The 18,854-nt window shown below is 75.1% G+C and carries 14 protein-coding genes; 1 reads left to right on the top strand and 13 read right to left on the bottom strand.

Going from position 1 to position 18,854, the window contains the following annotated elements; all coding sequences use genetic code 11:
• Positions 1-5: 5 nt before the first annotated feature.
• From ACRYM6_RS09505 to ACRYM6_RS09465, 9 genes are all read right to left on the bottom strand, one after another.
• Complete coding sequence (locus ACRYM6_RS09505; RefSeq protein ID WP_432542622.1) at positions 6-2,696, bottom strand: family 78 glycoside hydrolase catalytic domain; 2,691 nt, start codon at positions 2,694-2,696, stop codon at positions 6-8.
• Positions 2,697-2,722: 26 nt separating this feature from the next.
• Positions 2,723-3,541, bottom strand: coding sequence for a carbohydrate ABC transporter permease (locus ACRYM6_RS09500; RefSeq protein ID WP_183391544.1), 819 nt, complete (start codon positions 3,539-3,541; stop codon positions 2,723-2,725).
• A gap of 83 nt (positions 3,542-3,624) precedes the next feature.
• Positions 3,625-4,548 (bottom strand): carbohydrate ABC transporter permease, encoded by a 924-nt coding sequence (locus ACRYM6_RS09495; RefSeq protein WP_432542621.1) that lies wholly within the window; start codon positions 4,546-4,548, stop codon positions 3,625-3,627.
• Between the two features lie 23 nt (positions 4,549-4,571).
• On the bottom strand, positions 4,572-6,008 hold the full coding sequence (locus ACRYM6_RS09490; RefSeq protein ID WP_432542620.1) for an ABC transporter substrate-binding protein: 1,437 nt from the start codon (positions 6,006-6,008) through the stop codon (positions 4,572-4,574).
• Between the two features lie 27 nt (positions 6,009-6,035).
• The gene (locus ACRYM6_RS09485; RefSeq protein WP_432542675.1) at positions 6,036-7,208 is read right to left on the bottom strand and encodes a LacI family DNA-binding transcriptional regulator; all 1,173 of its coding nucleotides are present in this window, start codon (positions 7,206-7,208) and stop codon (positions 6,036-6,038) included.
• Positions 7,209-7,430: 222 nt separating this feature from the next.
• Entirely contained in the window at positions 7,431-8,462 is a 1,032-nt protein-coding gene (locus tag ACRYM6_RS09480; protein WP_432542619.1) for a serine hydrolase domain-containing protein, read from the bottom strand.
• Positions 8,463-8,659: 197 nt separating this feature from the next.
• Positions 8,660-11,311 carry a DUF6493 family protein gene (locus tag ACRYM6_RS09475; protein WP_432542618.1) on the bottom strand — a complete coding sequence of 884 codons (2,652 nt, stop codon included), beginning with the start codon at positions 11,309-11,311 and terminating at the stop codon, positions 8,660-8,662.
• Positions 11,308-12,672 (bottom strand): SWIM zinc finger family protein, encoded by a 1,365-nt coding sequence (locus ACRYM6_RS09470; protein WP_432542617.1) that lies wholly within the window; start codon positions 12,670-12,672, stop codon positions 11,308-11,310. The genes ACRYM6_RS09475 and ACRYM6_RS09470 overlap by 4 nt, the downstream gene beginning before the upstream one ends.
• 297 nt (positions 12,673-12,969) lie before the next feature.
• Complete coding sequence (locus ACRYM6_RS09465) at positions 12,970-13,437, bottom strand: NUDIX domain-containing protein (RefSeq protein WP_432542616.1); 468 nt, start codon at positions 13,435-13,437, stop codon at positions 12,970-12,972.
• Between the two features lie 103 nt (positions 13,438-13,540).
• Here ACRYM6_RS09465 and ACRYM6_RS09460 point away from each other — a divergent pair, with 103 nt between their 5' ends.
• Complete coding sequence (locus ACRYM6_RS09460) at positions 13,541-14,611, top strand: cell wall-binding repeat-containing protein (RefSeq protein WP_432542614.1); 1,071 nt, start codon at positions 13,541-13,543, stop codon at positions 14,609-14,611.
• A gap of 4 nt (positions 14,612-14,615) precedes the next feature.
• On the opposite strand, the gene ACRYM6_RS09455 is transcribed toward ACRYM6_RS09460, so the two are convergent.
• From ACRYM6_RS09455 to ACRYM6_RS09440, 4 genes are read right to left on the bottom strand one after another with little or no spacing between them, the layout of a single operon-like run.
• Positions 14,616-15,734: a bifunctional 2-methylcitrate synthase/citrate synthase gene (locus tag ACRYM6_RS09455; RefSeq protein WP_432542613.1), complete on the bottom strand. Its 1,119-nt coding sequence runs from the start codon at positions 15,732-15,734 to the stop codon at positions 14,616-14,618.
• Entirely contained in the window at positions 15,731-16,639 is a 909-nt protein-coding gene (gene prpB, locus ACRYM6_RS09450) for a methylisocitrate lyase (RefSeq protein ID WP_432542612.1), read from the bottom strand. The genes ACRYM6_RS09455 and prpB overlap by 4 nt, the downstream gene beginning before the upstream one ends.
• A 9-nt stretch (positions 16,640-16,648) precedes the next feature.
• Positions 16,649-18,166, bottom strand: a complete 1,518-nt coding sequence (locus ACRYM6_RS09445) for an MmgE/PrpD family protein (RefSeq protein ID WP_432542611.1) — start codon at positions 18,164-18,166, stop codon at positions 16,649-16,651.
• Positions 18,163-18,822 carry a GntR family transcriptional regulator gene (locus ACRYM6_RS09440; RefSeq protein ID WP_432542609.1) on the bottom strand — a complete coding sequence of 220 codons (660 nt, stop codon included), beginning with the start codon at positions 18,820-18,822 and terminating at the stop codon, positions 18,163-18,165. The genes ACRYM6_RS09445 and ACRYM6_RS09440 overlap by 4 nt, the downstream gene beginning before the upstream one ends.
• Between the last annotated feature and the right edge of the window lie 32 nt (positions 18,823-18,854).

Here is an 18,854-nt window from a genome sequence, read left to right as displayed (position 1 = left end):
GGGGTTCAGGCCGGCTGCAGCGCGCTGGGGGCGCCGGTGGCGGGCGGGGCGGCGGCCGTGTCCGGGACGGCGAAGCGGTGGTGCCCGGCGCCGGTCTCGACGGCGGGGCGGCCGGGCAGGTCGACCGTGGCGGTGACGCCCAGCGGGACGTCGACGTCGACGACGAGTTCACCGTCGCGGCGGTGCCAGGCGACCGAGGCCGGCCCGTAGGGGGTCTCGTGGCGGGCCGAGGCGGCGGTGAGGTCCGCGCCGGGGCGGGGCCGCACCAGCAGCCGCCGGTACCCGGGGGCGGCCGGGGCGAGCCCGGCGACGGTGCGGTGCACCCAGTCCGCGATCGACCCGAGCGCGTAGTGGTTGAAGCTCGTCATGTGCCCGGGGTTCACGGTGCCGTCGGGCAGCAGCGAGTCCCACCGCTCCCACGTCGTCGTCGCGCCCATCGACACCTGGTACAGCCAGGACGGGCAGCCGGTCTCGGTGAGCAGCGCGTGGGCGGTGGCGTCGTGGCCGGTGCGGGTGAGGGCGTCGGTGACGACGTTCACCCCGGCGAAACCGGTGGCGACGCGGTTGCCGTCCTGCGCGACGAGCTCGGCCAGGCGCCGACCGGCGGCCTCGCGCCGCGGCTCGTCCAGCAGGTCGAACGCGAGGGCGAGGGCGTAGGCGGTCTGCGCGTCGCTGGACAGCCGGCCGTCGGCGCGGACGTGCTCGCGGGTGAACGCCTCGCGGACCTCGGCCGCCAGCCGGTCGTAGCGGGCCGCGTCGGCCTCCTCCCCCAGCACTCCGGCGATCCGGGCCAGGGTGCGGGCCGAGTGCGCGAAGTAGGCGGTCGCCACGAGGTACTTGTCGGTGCGGCCGTCGCCGGGGCGTTCGGGGTGGGCCGCCGGGTCGAGCCAGTCGCCGAGCTGCACCCCGGTGTCCCACAGCCGGGTCGGGCCGGCGAGGCGCTCGACGAGGTCCACCCAGGCGCGGGCGGAGGCGTACTGGCGGCGCAGGACGCCGGTGTCACCGAGCCGCTCGTGCAGCACCGCGGGCAGCAGGACCGCGACGTCGCCCCACAGCGCGCCGGGCCGCGGGGGGTCCCAGAACTCCGCGGGGATCATCGGCACGTACCAGGGGACGGTGCCGTCGGGCAGCTGCTCGCAGGCCACGTCGGCCAGCCAGCTCGCCAGGAAACCCCCGACGTCGTAGAGGAAGGCGGCGGTGGGGCCGAACACCTGCACGTCGCCGGTCCAGCCGAGGCGCTCGTCGCGCTGGGGGCAGTCGGTGGGCACGTCGACGAAGTTCGAGCGCATGGACCACACGACGTTCTCGTGCAGCCGGTTCAGCCGCTCGTCGGAGCAGCTGAACCAGCCGGTGCGGTCCAGGTCGGAGTGCAGGACGCGCGCGACGACGTCACCCTCGCCCAGCCGCCCGGGCCAGCCGGTGACCTCGACGTAGCGGAACCCGTGCATCGTGAACCGGGGTTCCCACTCCTCCCCGGCCGGGTCCCCGGCCAGGACGTAGGTGTCGGTGGCGCGGGCGCGCTGCAACGGCCGGGTGCACAGCTCCCCGTCCTGGAGGACCTCGGCGTGGCGCAGCGTCACGCGGTCCCCGGCGTTCCCGCGGACGCGGATCCGCACCCGCCCGGCGAGGTTCTGCCCGAAGTCCAGGACCGTCGCGCCCGAGGGGGTGGTGAGGGCCGTCACCGGCCGCAGTTCCCGGGTGCAGCGCACCGGCGGGCCCTGCGCGGCCACCAGGGTCGCCGGGTCCCGCTGGTACCCGCGCACCCCGGCCCACGCGGAGTCGTCGAACCCGGGAGCGGAGAACCCCGGGACGGCCAGCCGGGCGTCGAACTCCTCCCCGTCGTAGAGGCTGGCGGCGGTGATCGGGCCGTGCGCGGCGCGCCACGCGCCCCCGTCGGCCCCGTCGCCGGGGTGGGTGGTGACGACGACGCGCCGGCCGTCGGCCAGGTCGACCTCCAGCTGGGCGATCAGCGCGGTGCGGGTGCCGTACAGGTCGTGGTTCCCGCCGTGGGTGCCGTACCGGCCCCGGTACCAGCCGTCGGCCAGCCACGCCCCGAGGGCGTTCGCCCCTTCGCGCAGCTGCGCGGTGACGTCGTGGGTGCGGTGCCGCAGCCGGTGGTGGTAGCTCGTCCAGCCCGGCGCGAGGACCTCGTCGCCGACGCGGGCGCCGTTGACCTCGACCTCGTGGACGCCGTGCGCGGTGACGTGCAGGCGGGCGCGGGCGACGGGGCCGGGCAGGTGGAACTCCCGGCGCAGCAGGGCGGGGCGGTGGTCGGTGCCGGGTTCCTCCTCCCAGTCCGGGCCGACGGGGACGGCGGCCCAGTCGCCGGGGTGCAGCAGCCCGGTCTCGACCTCCAGCGGGGCGCTCCACGCGGTGGGGTCGGGGTGGTCGGCGCTCCAGGCGCGGACCTCGACGCGGACCCGTTCGCGGGAGGCGAGGTCGGGCGCCGGCCAGGGCACGAGGACGCTGTCGCCGGAGCCGGTGCGCCCGCTGGTCCACGCGCGCGGTGCCGCGCCGGGGACGGCGGGCAGGGCGGTGACGCGCACCTCGTGGTCGGTCTGCCGCCACGCGGACGGGGTCGTGCCGGTGGGGCGGGCGATCCAGGACAGGCGCGGGCGGGCGGTACCCAGGCCGAGCGCGGGCCGGCCGTGCTCGGCGCGCAGGTCGGTGAGGGTGACGTCGGGGCGGTGGGGCACGGGGGGTCCGTTCACGGGGTTCGGGGTCAGCCCTTGACGGCGCCGGAGGTCATGCCGGCGACGATCTGGCGGTTGAAGAACAGGTACAGCACCAGCGGCGGGATCGTGATGAGCAGGATGTCCATGAACAGCAGGTTGTAGCTGGACGTGGTCTGGCTCTGGAAGTTGAACAGCGTCAGCTGGACGGTGGCCCCGGCGTCGCCGGGCAGGAAGTACAGCGGGGTCTGGAAGTCGTTGAACACCGTCACCGACTGCACCAGCACCACCGTCACCAGCACCGGGCGCAGCAGCGGCAGGACGATGCGGAAGAACAGCCGCAGCGGCCCGGCGCCGTCCAGGACCGCGGCCTCGTCGAGCTCGCGGGGGATGGTGGAGATGAACGCCCGGAACAGCAGGATCGTGAACGACAGGCCGAAGGCGACCTCGACGAGGATCAGCCCGGGCATGGTGCCGAACATCCCCAGGCGCTGCAGGACCCAGATGGTCGGGACCACCGCGGGCGGCATGACGAGCCCGGCCAGGACGAGGAAGTTCACCAGGGCGGTCACCCGGGACTTCCGGCGCTGCAGGACGAACGCGACCATCGCCCCCAGCACGACCATGATCGTGACGCTGGCCACGGTCAGGACGATGGAGTTGATGAACGCGATGACCAGCAGGTAGTCGCGGGTCTGCACGACCTCGACGAGGTTCTGCCACACCTGCGGTTCGCGGGGCCAGGCGAAGCGGAACTCCCCGGCCTGCCGGGCGTCCATCGCCGCGACGAGCACGATGAACGCGAAGGGGACGACGAACACGACGAGGCTGACGGCGATGGCCAGGCCCCCGACGCCGTAGCGGTACAGGGAGGCGCGCGGGCCGCCGACGCGGCCGCCGCCGCGGCGCGCCGGGGCCGCCCCCGCGTCCGGGCGGGACTGGACGGTGGCGCTCACAGTTCGACCTCCTTGCGGGCCAGCAGCCGGGTCAGCGGCAGGACGACGGCGATGACCGCGACGAAGAGGATGACGTTGCCGGCGGTGGACAGGCCGTAGAACCCGGCCTGGTACTGCTTGTAGATCACCGAGGCGATGACGTCGGACGTGAACCCGGGTCCACCCTTGGTCATGGCCCAGATCAGGTCGAAGGACCGCAGGCCCCCGATGAGGGACAGGGTGACGACGGTGGACGTCGCCGGCCAGGACAGCGGGAACACGACGTTGCGGAACAGCGTCCAGGAGCCGGCGCCGTCGACCTTGGCCGCCTCGTAGTACTCCTTGGGGATGGAGACGATCCCGGCCATGTAGATGAGGGTGGCCAGGCCGACGCCCTTCCAGACGTCGACCATCGCGACGGAGAACAACGCCAGGGACGGGTCGGTGAGCCAGCCGGGGCCATCGATGCCGATGACCCCGAGCGCGGCGTTGATGGCACCCTTGGAGGGGTTCATCAGGACCTGGAAGGTGATGCCGACCCCGACGCTGGAGACCAGGACGGGGAAGAACACGACGGCGCGCAGGAACCCGCGCCCGACGATCTGGGAGGTCAGCAGCATGCCCAGGGCCAGACCGAGGACGACCTTGGCGCCGGAGGTGATCGCGGCGTAGACGAAGGTGTTGACGAAGCCCTTGGTGAGGGCCGGCTCGGAGAAGAACTGGACGAAGTTGTCGAAGCCGGTGAACTCCGAGGTGAAGATCGTCCAGCGCGTCATGCTGAAGTACAGCGACAGCAGGGTCGGGACGAGGAACAGCACCCCGTAGACGATCGCGGCGGGCAGGTAGAACCATCCCGGGTAGGGGCTGCGACCGCGACGGCGGGCGGGTGGGGTCGAGGCCCGGGTGGGGGGTGCGGACGTCGTGGCGGCCACGGTGTTCACCTTCCTGACGGGTCGGGCCTCGGTCACCAGCCTTCGAGGCCGAGCTGCTGGGCCTGCTTCTGGACGTCCTGGTCGTAGAGGGCGGCGCCGTCCTGGGCGGAGCGGATGCCGGATCCGACCTCGACGAGGATCTGCTCCAGCGCCGGGCCCTTGATGGGCGAGACGTACTCCAGCGCCGGGGACTGCGCGCCGGAGTCGAAGTAGGCGCTGACGTCCTTGGTGATCTGCGGGACGTCGGCGGGCAGGTCGCAACCGTCGACGAGGTAGGGGCCGGTGGGGATGCTCTGGGTGGACTGGATGTCGCAGGCGTCCGCGGTGGTCAGGTAGGTGAGGAACTGCTTGGCCGCGTCGAGCTTCTCCCCGGTCGTCGACTTCGGGACGTAGACCCCGCCGGGGAACCACGCGGTGAGGCCGTTGGTGGCGGCGTCGTCGCCGGGGAGGGCGAAGAACCCGATGTCACCGATCTTCTCGGGGGCGACGCTGAGGATGGTGGCGACGTTCGTGGACAGCAGGGGGTAGTGGGCGCCTTCACCGGCGGCGAGGGTGCGGATGCCGTCCTCGACCTTGGCCGAGGCGTAGTCGGAGTTCGCGAACCCCTTGTCGTGGATCTCCTGGGTGTGCTCGAACCCCTTGATGGCCGCCGGGTCGGTGGCGTACTTGGCCTTCCCGGCGGTGTAGTCCTCGGCGAAGGACGGGTTGGCCGCGGCGACGTTGTGGAAGTCGCCGAGGACGAGGAGCTGGGAGGTCCACGTCTCGCCGTAGGTCTGGATGACCGGGGCGATGCCGGCGGCCTTGATCTTCTCGTTGTTGGCGGTGAACTCCGCCCACGTCTTCGGCACCTGGAGCCCGAGCTGCTGGTACACGGCGCGGTTGTAGAGGACGCCGCCGCCGAAGGCGGTGCCCAGCGGCACGCCGTACACGTCGTCGCCGACGCTGACCTGGGGGTCGAAGCTGTCGTCGACGGCGTCGAGGAAGCTCTCCCCGGTCAGCGGGGTGAGGGTCGTGGCGGGGGCGAGCTGCTGGAAGAGCGACCCGGAGTTGTAGGCGAAGACGTCGTCCATGCTGCCGGTCTGGAGGCGGGTCTTGACGAGGTTGTCGCCCTCGCCGCCCTGGGGGCGGGTCTCGACCTCGACGCGGACCTCGGACTGGGAGCCGTTGAAGGCTTCGGCGAGGGCCTCGGCGGTGGAGACGGTCTGCGGGGCGTTGTCGACGAGGAAGGAGATCGTGGTGGCGCCGCTGTCACCGCCGTCGTCGGAAGACCCGAGGCTGCCCGCGCTGCAGGCGGTCAGCACGAGGGGGGTCAGGCTGAGGGCGGCCAGGGCCCGGAGGGTGCGGGGCGTGCGGCGGGTGCGGTGGGCCACGGGGGTCTCCTCGTCGAGACGGTCACGGGTGGGGCGGTGCGATTGAGTGAGACGCTTCATTACGTTGCTGACGAAAAAGTACGAGCTGCCACCCGGCACGTCAACCCCGGGAGGGGTCCGACGGGTTCAGCGCGGGACGCGGCCGGCGCTGCTCTCGCGCACCAGCAGCGAGGGCTGCACCACCACCCGGCGGTGCACGTGGTCGACGCCCTCGGCGACCTCGTCGGCGAGCAGCCGCACGGCCGCCGCGCCCATCTGCTCGCCCTCCATCCGCACCGTCGTCAGCGGGACCGCCCCGCCCCAGGCGCGCGCGTCGTGGTCGCAGCCCATGACCGCGATGTCCCCGGGCACCGACAGCCCCGCGCCCTGGAGGGCCTCGACGACGGAGGCCCCGAGCATGTCGGTGACCGCGATCAGGGCGTCCGGGCGCCGCCGCGCGGGCAGGGCCAGGACCTCCTCGACGACGTGCCCGCCGTCGTTCTCCCCCACGCCCTCGGTGTCCAGCTCGACCAGGCTCACCCCCCGGCCCGCCTCCCGCACCGCGCGCCGGACCCCGGCCTGCCGCTCGTGCACCGGCTGCAGGTCGTTCAGCTCGCTGACCCACGCCAGCCGACGCCGCCCCAGCTCGACCATGTGCCGGGCGGCCAGGTAGCCGACGCGCTCGTTGTCCACCAGCACCGTGCAGCAGTCCTGCCGGCCGTCGTCGTAGTTCACGACGACCAGCGGCGTCCCGTGCCGGCGGACCCGCTGGATCCCTGCGAACGGGTCGCTCAGCGGTGCCAGCACGACCCCCCGCACCCGGGCGCTCTCGAACAGGTCCAGGTGGGCGTCCTGCTGGGCGTCGTCGCGGTCGCTGTTGGTCACCAGCAGGCTCTCGCCGCGGGCCGCGGCCTCGCGCTGCGCGCCGCGGGCGATGTCCACGAACAACGTGTTCCCCAGGTCGACGACGACCAGACCGATGGTCCGGTTCTCCCCGCCGGCCAGGGAGCGGGCGTTGGCGTTGGGGGTGAAACCCAGCTGCTCGATGACGGCGCGGACCCGGGCGAGCGTCTCGGGGCGGACCTGCTCGGGGTGGTTGAGGGCGTTGGAGACGGTGCCCACCGAAACCCCCGCCGCGGCAGCCACTTCCACCATGCTCGGGTTCGTGCGCGCCGGGCGCGCCCCCTCGCGGGAGAACCCGAGCTGCTCGATCGCGGCGTGGACCCGGGCCAGCGTCGCGGGCCGCACCCGGTCGGGGTGGTTGAGGGCGTTGGAGACGGTGCCCACCGAAACCCCCGCCGCAGCAGCCACTTCCACCATGCTCGGCGAGCGGTCCCGGCTGCGTGTCGTCCTCGTCGATCCCACCGGTGGATCCTAAGCGCGTTCGCGCCGCCGCGGGGTTCGCTGGGCCCGGTACGGGGGAACTCACCCGTCCCGGACGTTGACCCGCAGGAACCGCACAACTACAGTCGCGGGTGCTTTGACGCGCTCCCTTGACGTTCCCGGCGGAGAGGGCGTCACGCCCCGCGCCGCGGGTCCGGTTCAGGGGCCGTCGGCGCCCTTCACGAGGTCGGCCAGGAGAGCCATCCCCGCCCGGTCCACCGACCGTGCGGTGTTGGCGAGCACCACGACCCCGACACCGAGCTCAGGCTGGAACCCGGCGAAGGAGGAGAAACCGCCGGTGGCGCCGTTGTGCCACAGCACGGAGCACCGGGAACCCCTCAGCGGGGTCAGCATCCACCCCAGGCACACCTGCAGCCACCGGGTCGCCCGGAACCGCGGCTGCTGCACCAAGCGCAGCGCGTCGGGCACCGGGCCGGCCTCGGGTTCGAGGTGCGCGCCGAGGAAGGCCAGGACGTCGTGCGCGCTCGACCACAGCCCGCCGGCCGGTGCGACCGCGGCCAGGTCCCAGTCGGGCACCGGCCGGCGGCGCCCGGAGTGCCCGGCCGCGCGACGGTCCTGCTGGTCGGCGCGCAGGTCGGGCACGGTGTCGTGCAGGCCCAGGGGTCCGGTGACCTCGTCGGCGACGAGCCGCTCCCAGGACGTCCCGGCGTGCCGGGCGAGGGCCTGCCCGAGCAGGGCGGTGCCGAAGTTGGAGTACCGGACCCGCCGGCCGGGACGCGCCCGGGGCCTGGCCCTGCCGTAGCCGGCGACGAGGTCGTCGACGCCGAACCCCCGGTAGGGGTCGGACCTCTGGCGCAGTCCGCGCAGCAGCAGCCCGGGCGGCAGGCGCGGCAGCCCCGAGGAGTGCCCGGCCAGGTGGGCCAGCGTGATCGCCGGCTGCGGCGCCGGCGTGGGCAGTTCGGGGAGCAGTCCGTCCACCGGGGTGTCGAGCGCGAGTTCCCCCCGCACCACCGCGGTCGCGAGGAGGAGGCTCGTGAACACCTTGGTCACGGACCCGACCTGGAACAGGGTGTCGCCATCCGGGGCGGCTCCCGCGCCTCCGGTGCTGCCCACGCCGTGCACCGCCCGTTCCCCGCCGCGCACCGCGGCCACCACGAGTCCCCTCCGGCGGTGCGCCTCCCCCTCCGCGGTGCGCCGCACGAAGTCCAGCAGGTCGCCGTCGGGGTTCACGCCCCGATCACAGCACGGCCGGCGCGCCCGGTCCTCACCCGATCGGCGCCTCCCGCCTCCTCCGACCGTCGGTACCGCACCGGGAACGGGCGGGACGGTCCCCCGGGGGGCGGGTCACCCCCGCCCGCCGAGCCCGCCGAGCCGCCGGGGTGGTGCCGGGCCGCTCCCAGGTCCGCCTCTGCGGCTGCCCGCCCCACCTACGGCTGCGTGAGGGCGAGCAGCCGACGGGCCTCGACGACGAGCCGGCTGCGCCCGCCGGCCTCGACGAGCGCCGCGAGGCCGGGGACCGGCGGGTGGGGACCGGTCCCGTGGCAGGTGTCCGCGGCCAGGGCGAGGAGGTCCGCTGAACCGTTGCGGCGCAGCGGGAGGACAGGAGCGAGCGCGGCCAGGAGGTACCGGGCGGTGAAGCCGCGCACGCGCGGCCGGTCGTCACGGGCGAGCGGGGCCAGGGCCCGGGCGACCCGCACGGGTTTCGTCTCCTCCCGCACGATCAGCTCTCCCAGGGCCGCCCCGGCGGCGGTGGCGTCCAGACCACCCGCGGCGGCGAACCCGCTCACGGCGTCGAGGGCGGCCGACCGGACCCGGTCGTCGCAGCTGAGCAGCGCGTAGGCCAGCGCCAGGTGCGTGGCCCGGCCGGTGGGGCCCTGCGCCTCCGGCAGCACGGCGATCGCCGACACGACCGAGACGTCGCGGCGGCGCTCGGTGTTCACCAGGGTCGCGACGAGGTGACCCGCAGCGACCTCCCGGTCCGAGGGCAGGCAGGTGAGGGAGTGCAGCGCCTCCCACCCCCCGCCCCACCACCAGTGCTCCACCACCTGCGCGGGCAGCTCGGTCCCGCCGAGCCCCTGCCGGGCCAGCGGGGTCCGCGCGCCGGAACCGCTCAGCGACACCACGGGCCAACCCGCACCCTCGGCCGCGACCCGGTACCCGCTGCGGGAACCTCGGGGCGGTACCGGTTCCGCCGTCGCCAGCGCCTCGGGGCGCGGGCCGGTGAGCTGCTGCGACAACCAGTCGGCCGCCGGTACGCCCACCGAGCGCAGCTGGTCGGGGTAGGTGGGGTCGAGGTCCGTGCGCGGGAACCGCAGCCACGCCTGCTCGAGGTCGAGGGGCCACGGCGCGGTCCCCGTGGCGGCGGCGCGCTGGAGGTCGCGGAGGACGCGTCCGGGGTCGACGTGACCGGTCGCCGTGTCCGGGAAGGACAGCAGCGGGGCCGACTCGCCGGCCCGGACCCGCTCAACGACCTCCTGGGCGCGGAGCGCGAGCACGCCCTCCCCACCGGACGGGAGCGGCCCGGGGCGCGGGGGTCTCTCCCCGCGCCACCGGGGCGCGCCGGGGCGGCGGGTGGCGGCGGCGAGGAACGGGTAGATCGCGAAGTGGGACGTGTGCTCCCAGCCGAGGCCGAAGCGGTCGGCCACCGGGGCCAGGGCGGCGACGAGGGCGTCCAGGTCCCGCCCGCCGAAGCGCGCCACGCCGTCCAGCACCCGCTCCGCGTCGGCCGGCTGCCAGTGCCGGGAGTGCTGGGCGATGGCCACGACCAGTTCGTCGAGGTCCTGCACCCGAGGAGGGTGGGGTGCCGGGGGCAGCGGTGCGAGCTCGTCGTCGGCGGTCTCGGCGGTCTCGGCGGTCTCGGCCCCGGGCGCGCCGCCCAGCGCGCTCGCGGCTCGGTGGCTCAGGTCCGGGGGGAGGTCCTGGGCCCGCTGCCTCAGGTGGTGCAGGACGGTGCCCGGGGCGCCGTCGCGCAGTTCCTCAGCCGCGTCCCAGGCCTGCCGGGCGAGGTCGTGGTGCTCGTGCGCGAACACCTCCGCCACGGCGAGCAGCACGTCGTCGCGCAGGTCCGGGTGCTGCCGGGCGAGGTCGACGAGCCAGCGCAGGTGGGTGCGCAGCAAGCCCTTCTCCCGGCGGTGCAGCGCGGGCGCCGTCGCCCGGAGGGCCTCGCGGGGGTCGACGGCCCCGGCTGCGACCGCGGCCCGGACGGTCTCCAGGGCGGCGCCGGCGACGGGGCCGGTGCTCTCGGGGACCAGGGCGCAGAACTGCCGGACGCGGGTGGCCGTCTGCCGGGGGCAGACCCGGGCCTCGGCGAGCACGACGGCCAGGTCGTGCTGGTGGGCGACGGGGCCGCCGACCAGCAGCGCGCCGAGCAGGGCGTCGAGGAAGCGGTCGCGGTCCAGGGTGCCGTCCGCCAGGGTCTCCCGCAGGGCGGCGTGCCAGCCCTCCGGTCCCCACTGCGCGAGGAACTCCCCGCGCCGGACGTTCAGCTCCGTGCCCACGCCCGGCACCGTCAGGACCGCCGCGACCAGCGCGTCGGGGTCCGGTTCAGCGCGCAGCCGCTCGGCGGTCGAGCGGTCGTCGCGGCGCCAGGGTGCGCTGAGCTGCTGCTGCACGACCCAGCGCAGGTACCCGGCGCCGTGGGGGCGCGGGAGGTCCAGGGCCAGGCGCAGCCGTTCGGTCAGCACCTGCCGGTCGTCACCCCACGCCCGCGGGTCCACCTCGGCGAGGCGGGTCACGAGGTCGGGCAGCCACGTCACCCGCCGCTCCAGCAGGACGTCGGCGACCAGGGGCCAGGCTCTCGCCCCCGACGTCCGCGCCTCGTCGGGGCGGTACCCGGCGATCGGGAGCCAGCTCGTCGGCGGGCTCGCGGTGCGCAACCGTCGGGCCACGGCGACGGCCCCGCTCTCCAGGCCGGCGGCGGCCACCACCCAGGCGTCGCGGAACCGGTTCTGCCGGTACTGCTTCAGCAGGACGCGGCAGGGGACCCGCTCGGCCTCCGGGACCCCGGCCAGGAGTTCGGCGACGAGCTTCGGGCTGTCCCCGTCCAGGGCGACCTGGAGCTGCTCGACCAGCGGGTTCACGCGGTCACCGCCGGCTGCGACGCGGTGGTCCGGGCCCGCAGGACGATCTGCGCCGCGAGCACGTGCTTGCAGGGCCCGCGCGCGCCCGTGTGCTCGACCCACCACGGGCAGGTGCAGGCGAAACCCGTCCCGGTGCGGCGGACGTGCCGTTCACCGTCCGGGCGGCGCACCACCACGACACCGTCCTGCCGCTCGTGGACAGCGCCCTCGGAGACGAGGCCGCGGGCGGCGCGCAGCCGGGGGTTGTCGCGTTCGGCGCGGGCGGGGTCGAACGGGAGTTCCCGGTGGAACCAGGACGCGGCGGACAGGTCGTAGCCCACCCGGCCGGAGGTCCCCAGGTCCACCAGAGCGCGCCGGGTACGGGTCGCGTCCAGCGCGAGGGCGTCGGCGATGACCTCCAGCGGCAGACCGGGGGCCCAGGACAGCAGGTCCAGCACCCGGGCGGTGTCGTCACCGGGGTCTGCCGCGGCCAGCGTCTCCAGCACGCCGCCCTCCCCGGAGAAACCCCGCGCCGGTTCGGGTGAGAGGACCAGCGTGAGCCGGGCCCCGGGCAGGTCGACCTCCCACGCGCCGGCCGCCTCCCGGCCCGTGACGGGCGGGGCGTAGAGCCGCACGGTGGTGGCCAGCGGCAGCACCGCGTCGAGCACCTCGACCCGGCGCGGGCCGGCGAGGCAGACCGCCCCCGGCACCGCGCGGGTCGTCGTGCGCAGGCCCCGCCCGGCCGGGACGACCCACAGGGTCTGCTGCCGGGTCCCGCGCGGCAGAGCCCGCAGGAACCTCCTGGCCTCCGTCGCGGGGACCTCGGCCCGCAGGTCCATCTGCGCGAGCGAGATCGCCGCCTCGGCGAAACCCCGGACCCAGCGGGGCGGCAGGGTCACCTTCGCCTCGGTGAGGGAGGCACCGGCAGTGGTCACCGTCAGGTCCTGCGAGCCCACGGCGACGTGCAGCAGGTCCCGGTCGTCGACGAGGGCGAGCGCGCGCTGCAGCGGGAGGTTCACGTCGACGTTCGTCGTACCCCGCTGCGCGGCCTCACCGTCGAGCCCGTCGGGGAGCAGGTCGAGCCGGGCGTGGACGCCACCGCAGCTGGAGAAGGACTCGAAGCGCAGCGACGTCCCGTCGGCCGTCACGACCGGGTCGCGGAACCCGGCCTGCCCGGCGGTGGAGTACCGCGCGCGAGCCACCGCGGCCACGCTCAGGAGGCCACGGGCCGCGGCGGCGGGGTGCCTCAGGAACCCCTGGAAGAACCGGGGGCTCCCCAGGGGGCCGGTCGGCCCGACCCCGAGGCCGGTCTCCAGCCGGAGCGCGCCGGGGGACAGCGCCGACTCGCGGGGGTGCCCCGCGCCGCGGGCGGGAACCGTCACGGTGCGACCGCGGCAGGAGCGGCGACGGCGGGTGCGGCCGAGGTGGACGAGGACTCGATCATGCGGGGACCGTAGGGAACAGCTCCGACACCACCGGGCCGCCGAAAGGCGGTGGATCCCCCGCGAGCCGGGGTCGTGGGCCTCCCCGGGCCACGAGTTCACCCGTTCGGGCCAGCGGCCCGGACGCACAGGGACCCCCCGCTCACACGCACGGGGGTCGTCCCCGCCCGCGGGCACCCGCTCCGGTCCGAGACGCGAAGCCCTCGGTGCGCCGGGCCGGGCGCCGCGTCGCCCGGCTCAGGGACCGAGGAGCTCCAGCAACCGGTCCACGAACACCACCTGGCCCGCCACCAGCTTCTCCCTCGCCCCCTCCGGGGGGAACCAGGCGACCCGGTCGAGCTCGGGGAACTCCTGCACCCGCCCCGACCGCGGCGGCCAGACCATCGTGAACGTCCCCGGCGTGACCGCCGCCGGGTCCAGGTCCGCCTCCCCCGCCCACACCGTCACGACCTTCCCGCCGGACTGCCGGGCCTCCCCGAGCGCCACGAGCTCCACGTCCGGCACGGGCAACCCCAGCTCCTCGGTGAACTCCCGGCGCGCCGCGTCGGGCAGTTCCTCCCCGGGTTCGGGTTCACCCTTGGGGATCGACCAGGCCCGCTCGTCCTTGCGCGCCCACAACGGCCCGCCGAGGTGACCGAGGAGGAGTTCGACCCCGCCCGCGGCGGTGCGGCGGTGGAGCAGGATCCCGGCGCTGCGTCTGGGCACCGCCCGATCCTCCCCCTCCCCCCTCGGGTGCGCAGCCCGGGAAAACCCCCACCCGGGAACGTCACAGCTGCCACACTGGCCCCACCCGATCTCAGGAGGACCAGTGTCCAGGACGTCCCTGCGGAACGCGCTGCTGACGGCGGCGGCGCTCGCGGTGACCACGCTGGCGGCCCCGTCGGCCGCCGCGGCACCCGAACCGGGGTTCGAGACCCTCACCCCGCTGTGCTCGCCGTCGCCACCGGTGCACCACCCGTCCTGCCGGGTGCCCGCCAAGGGCGCCCAGCTGCCCAGCGGCACCCCGAACCAGGTGGTGCAGCTCAGCGGCGCCGACCGGTTCGCGACGGCCGCCACGATCGCCGCCCACGGTTTCCCCGAGGCCGACGTGGCCGTCCTGGTCAGCGGTGAGGACCGCCACCTCGTGGACGCCCTGTCGGCCGGGCCGCTGGCCCGCAGCCTCGCCGCGCCGGTGCTGCTCGCGACCCGCGACGCGGTCCCCGCCGCGACCGCCGACTACCTGCGCACCACCGGCGTCCAGTCGGTCCTGCTCGTCGGCGGCGAGGACGCCCTGTCGGCCACCACCGCGCAACGCCTGCGGGCCCTCGGCATCGGGGACGTGCAGCGCCTGGCCGGCGCGGACCGGTACGCCACGTCGCGCGCGGTGGCCGCGTTCATGCCCACGAAGACCCACGGCTGGGTCGCCTCGGGCGAGGACGCGCACCTCGTGGACGCGCTCGCCGCGGCCGGGCCCGCCGCCCGCCTCGGTGAACCCCTCGTCCTGGTCGCCGACGACGACCCGATCCCCGCCGGGGAGGCCCTGCGGGCGCGCGGGGTGACCGAGGTGACGGTCGCCGGCGGGCCGGAAGGTGTGTTCCCCGAAGCCCTCGCCGCGCTGCCGATGCCGCACCGGGCCGCTGGGGAGGACCGGTACGGGACCGCCGCCGCCCTGGCGGTCGAAGCGGTCGAGCGCGGCGTCCCCGCCGAGGACGTCGTGTTCGCGCCGGGGGTCACCGGTCACCTCGTCGACGCCCTGGCCGCCGGGCCGCTGGGCCGGGCGACGCTGCTCGCCGGTGACCAGCAGTCCTCGTTCGACGTCGTCGAGGCGTGGTTCGACACCTACGGTTCCTGGCGGGTCACCGCGGTGGGGGCCGTGGAGATCGACGGCGGCGACGCCTGACCGCTCACCCGGCCCCCGGCACGTGCCGCGGGGCCGGGCCGTCGTACTCCGACAGCGGCCGGATGAGCGAGTTCGCCGCCCGCTGCTCCACGACGTGCGCGGTCCAGCCGACCACCCGCGCGGCCACGAACACCGGCGTGAACACGTCGGTGTCCAGGCCGAGCAGGTGGTAGGCGGGCCCGGCGGGGTAGTCGAGGTTGGGGCGGATCCCCTTCGCCTCGGCAACCGCCCCCTCCAGCGCGTCGTACAGGTCGAGGACGTCGGTGCGGCCGCGGGCGGTGGCGAGCTCGTGCAGCGCGGCCCGCATCGTGGGGACGCGCGAGTCACCGTTCCGGTAGACGCGGTGCCCGAAACCCATGACCTTCCCGTGCCGGTCCAGGGTCGCCGCCAGCCAGTCGCGGGCGCGGCCGGCCGAGCCCTCCCCCGGCCCGATCTGCTCGAACACCTGCCAGACGGCCTCGTTCGCGCCTCCGTGCAGGGGGCCCTTCAGCGCCCCGACCGCGGCGGTGACGGCCGAGTGCAGGTCCGACAGCGTGGACGTCACGACGCGGGCCGCGAACGTCGAGGCGTTGAAGGAGTGCTCGGCGTACAGGACCAGCGACGTCTCGAACGTGCGGACGGCGACCTCGTCGGGTTCGGCGCCGGTGACCGTCCACAGGAAGTTCGCCGCGTACCCGAGGTCGTCGCGGGGTGCGGGCAGGTCCTGCCCGCGCCGGCGCCGCTGGGCGAGGCCGACGACGGCGGGCAGCGCCGCGAACAGCCGCTCGGCCTTCGCCCGCTCCGCCTCCGGGGAGTGGTCCCCGGTCTGCGGGTCGAGGGTCCCCAGGACGCTGACGGCGGTGCGGACCACGTCCATCGGGTGCGCCGACACCGGGGTCTCCTCGACGACGCGGCGGACCCGCTCGTCCAGCGCCCGCCCGGCCCGTTCCCGTGCGGAGAACTCACCCAGGGCCCGCTCGGTGGGGAGTTCGCCGTCCCACAGCAGCCGCGCGACCGCCTCGAACGGCAGCGTCGCGAGCTCCTGCACGGGGTAGCCGCGGTACAGCAGGGAGTTCGTGTCCGGGTCGACCTTGGAGACGGCCGTGGTGTCCGCGACCACCCCGGCCAGACCCTTGTGGATCATCCTCGGTTCCCTTCCAGGCTGAAGTCGTACACGGAGGAGTCGAACGCGCCGTACCCGGCGTAGTCGACGAGGTCGTACAGCTCGGCGCGGGTCTGCATCCCGGGCACCGTCCCCTCCAGGGTCCCCGTCGCGCCCAGTTCGGTGAGGGCGCGGTCGGCGGTGCCCATCGCCAGCCGCAGCAGCGACACAGGGTGGATGACGATCCGCACCCCGGCGTCGCGCAGCTGCGCGTGGGTGAACAGGTCGCTGCGGCCGAACTCCGTCATGTTCGCCAGCACCGGGACCTCCAGCGCCGAGCAGATCGCCTCGAACTCGCCCAGGTCCGCCATCGCCTCGGCGAACACGACGTCCGCGCCCGCGTCGACCAGCGCCCGCGCCCGGCGGACCGTCGCGTCGAAACCCTCCACGCCCCGCACGTCGGTGCGCGCGACGACGAGGAAGTCGGGGTCGCGGCGGGCGTCGACGGCGGCCCGGACGCGCCGCACCGCCGTCGCCTCGTCGACGACCTGCTTGCCCTCCAGGTGCCCGCAGCGCTTGGGGTTCACCTGGTCCTCCACGTGCAGCCCGGCGACCCCGGCGTCCTCCAGGGCCTGCACGGTGCGGGCCATCGACAGGGGTTCGCCGAACCCGGTGTCGGCGTCGACGAGCACGGGGAGGTCGGTGACGCGGGCGACCTGCGCGGACCGTCCCGCGACCTCGGTGAGCGTCGTCAGCCCGACGTCGGGCAGCCCGAGGTCGGCGGCCAGCACCGACCCCGAGACGTACACCCCGTCGAAGCCGTGCCGTTGGATCAGCTTGGCGGACAACGGGTTGAAGGCGCCCGGGAACCGCAGCAGCTCCGTCCCGGCCAGGGCCAGCCGGAACGCGTGGCGCTTCGCGCTCGGCGTCGTCGACGAGTACAGCACGGTGTCCTCCTAGAACAGGCCGCTGGGCAGCGGCACGGTCTCGAGCAGTTCGGGCGGGGCGACGACCTGCAGCTCACGCACCTGCGCCGGGGTCAGCCCGGGCAGTTCCCGGGCCAGCGCGGTGAACCGGGCGACCTCCTCGTCGGGCAGGACGCCCGCGGCCAGCGTGGCGAGCTTCGCCTCGTACTGCGCCCGGGTGAACGGGTGCGCGCCGAGGGGGTGGGCGTCGGCGACGGCGATCTCGTCGACGACCGTGGAACCGTCCCGCAGCCGGGCCTCGACGCGGGCCCCGAACGCCTTCCGGGCCGGGTCGGTCGAGTGGTACCGCTCGGTCCACTCCGGGTCCTCCACCGTGGACACGCTGCGCCACAGGGCGACGGTGTCGGGGCGGGCGGCGCGGGCCGGGGCGTAGGAGTGGACGTGGTGCCAGCCGCCGTCCTGGAGCGCGACGGCGAAGATGTACGGCACCGAGTGGTCCAGGGTCTCCCGGCTGGCGGCCGGATCGTACTTCTGCGGGTCGTTCGCCCCGGACCCGATCACGACGTGCGTGTGGTGGCTGGTGCGCAGCACGATCGACTCGACGTTCGCCGGGTCGCGCAGCTCGGGGTGCTCGCGGTGCAGGCGGCGGGCGAGGTCGATGACGGCCTGAGCCTGGTACTCCGCGGAGTGCTCCTTGGTGTACGTGTCGAGGATCGCCCGGCGGGGTTCGCCGCGTTCGGGCAGCGGGACGCGGTACACGGCGTCGGGGCCGTCGAGCAGCCACGCGATGACCCCGTCCTCGCCCTCGTAGATCGGCGCGGGGCTGGTCTGCCCCCGCATCGCGCGGTCCACGGCCTCGACGGCGAGCTTGCCGGCGAGCGCGGGCGCGTGCGCCTTCCACGTCGAGATGGCGCCCTTGCGGGACTGGCGGGTCGCGGTCGTGGTGTGCAGGGCCTGCCCGATCGCCTGGTGGACGACCTCGGTCGGCAGTTCCAGCATCGTCCCCAGACCCGCCGCGACCGAGGGGCCGAGGTGGGCGACGTGGTCGATCTTGTGCCGGTGCAGCGAGATCGCCCGCACGAGGTCGACCTGCACCTCGTACGCGGTGACGATCCCCCGCAGCAGCCGCTCGCCGTCGCAGCCGAGGTGCTGCGCGACGGCCAGCAGGGCGGGGACGTTGTCGCCGGGGTGGGAGTAGTCGGCGGCCAGGAACGTGTCGTGGAAGTCCAGTTCGCGCACCGCGACGCCGTTGGCCCACGCCGCCCACTCCGGCGAGGAGTTCTGCGTCGTCCCCACGACGCGGGCGCCCTCCCCGCCGCGGGAGGCGGGGTGGTCCAGCGCCTGGGAACGGGCCGAGACCACCGGCGGGCGCAGCAGCGACGCGGCGCTGACCGCAGCGTTGTCCAGGAGGCGGTTGACGACCATCTCGGCGACGTCGTCGTCGACGGCGACGTCGTCGGTGGCCAGTTCCGCCAGCTTCCAGGCCAGTTCCTGCGACCGGGGGAACTCCTCGTCGCTGCGGTGGACGCGGACCTCGTGCTCTCTCACGCGCTCTCCTCTCGGGCGTGCAGCCGGTCGCGGAAGTGCGTGCGGCTGCGGTGCAGGTGGACGTGGACGGCGTGCGCGGCGAGGTCGGCGTCGCCGTCGTCGAGGGCCTCGGCGATCAGCCGGTGCTCGGAGGCGGCGGCGACGAGGCGGTCCGGGTCGTGCCGGGCCAGGCGGCGGATCCGCACGAGGTGGGTGCGGACGTCGTCGAGGGCGCGCACGAGCCACGGGTTCGCGACGGCCGCGTCGACCGCCGCGTCGAACTCGGCCGTCACCGCGTAGTACCGGTCCAGGTCGCCGGTGGTGACGAGGTCGGGGGCGTGGGCGAAGCGGCGGACGAACCCGCCGAACCCGGCGCCGCTGCGGGCGGCCAGGCGCGCCGCCTTCACCTCCAGCGCCTCCCGGACGTCGTAGAGGTGCTCCAGGTCGGCCAGGTCGAGGGGGGCGACGACGAGCCCGCGACCCCCGACGGGGCGGGCCAGCCCGTCGTGGACGAGCCGGGCGAAGGCCTCGCGGACGGGGGTGCGGGACACCCCGAGCCGGGCGCTCTGCTCCAGCTCGGCCAGCACGGCGCCGGGGGCGAGGACCCCGTCCAAGACGTCCTCGCGCAGCCGGGCGTACGTGCGGTCGGTCGTCCCACCACGCCGTTGTGCATGCACAGCAGGAGTCGACCGCACTCCGTCGCGGAAGT

The sequence above is a fragment of the Kineococcus rugosus genome (assembly GCF_050871975.1).
GTDB lineage: Bacteria > Actinomycetota > Actinomycetes > Actinomycetales > Kineococcaceae > Kineococcus.
The sequence above is the reverse complement of the archived record's forward strand: the minus strand, read 5'-3'. Positions and strand labels throughout refer to the sequence as shown.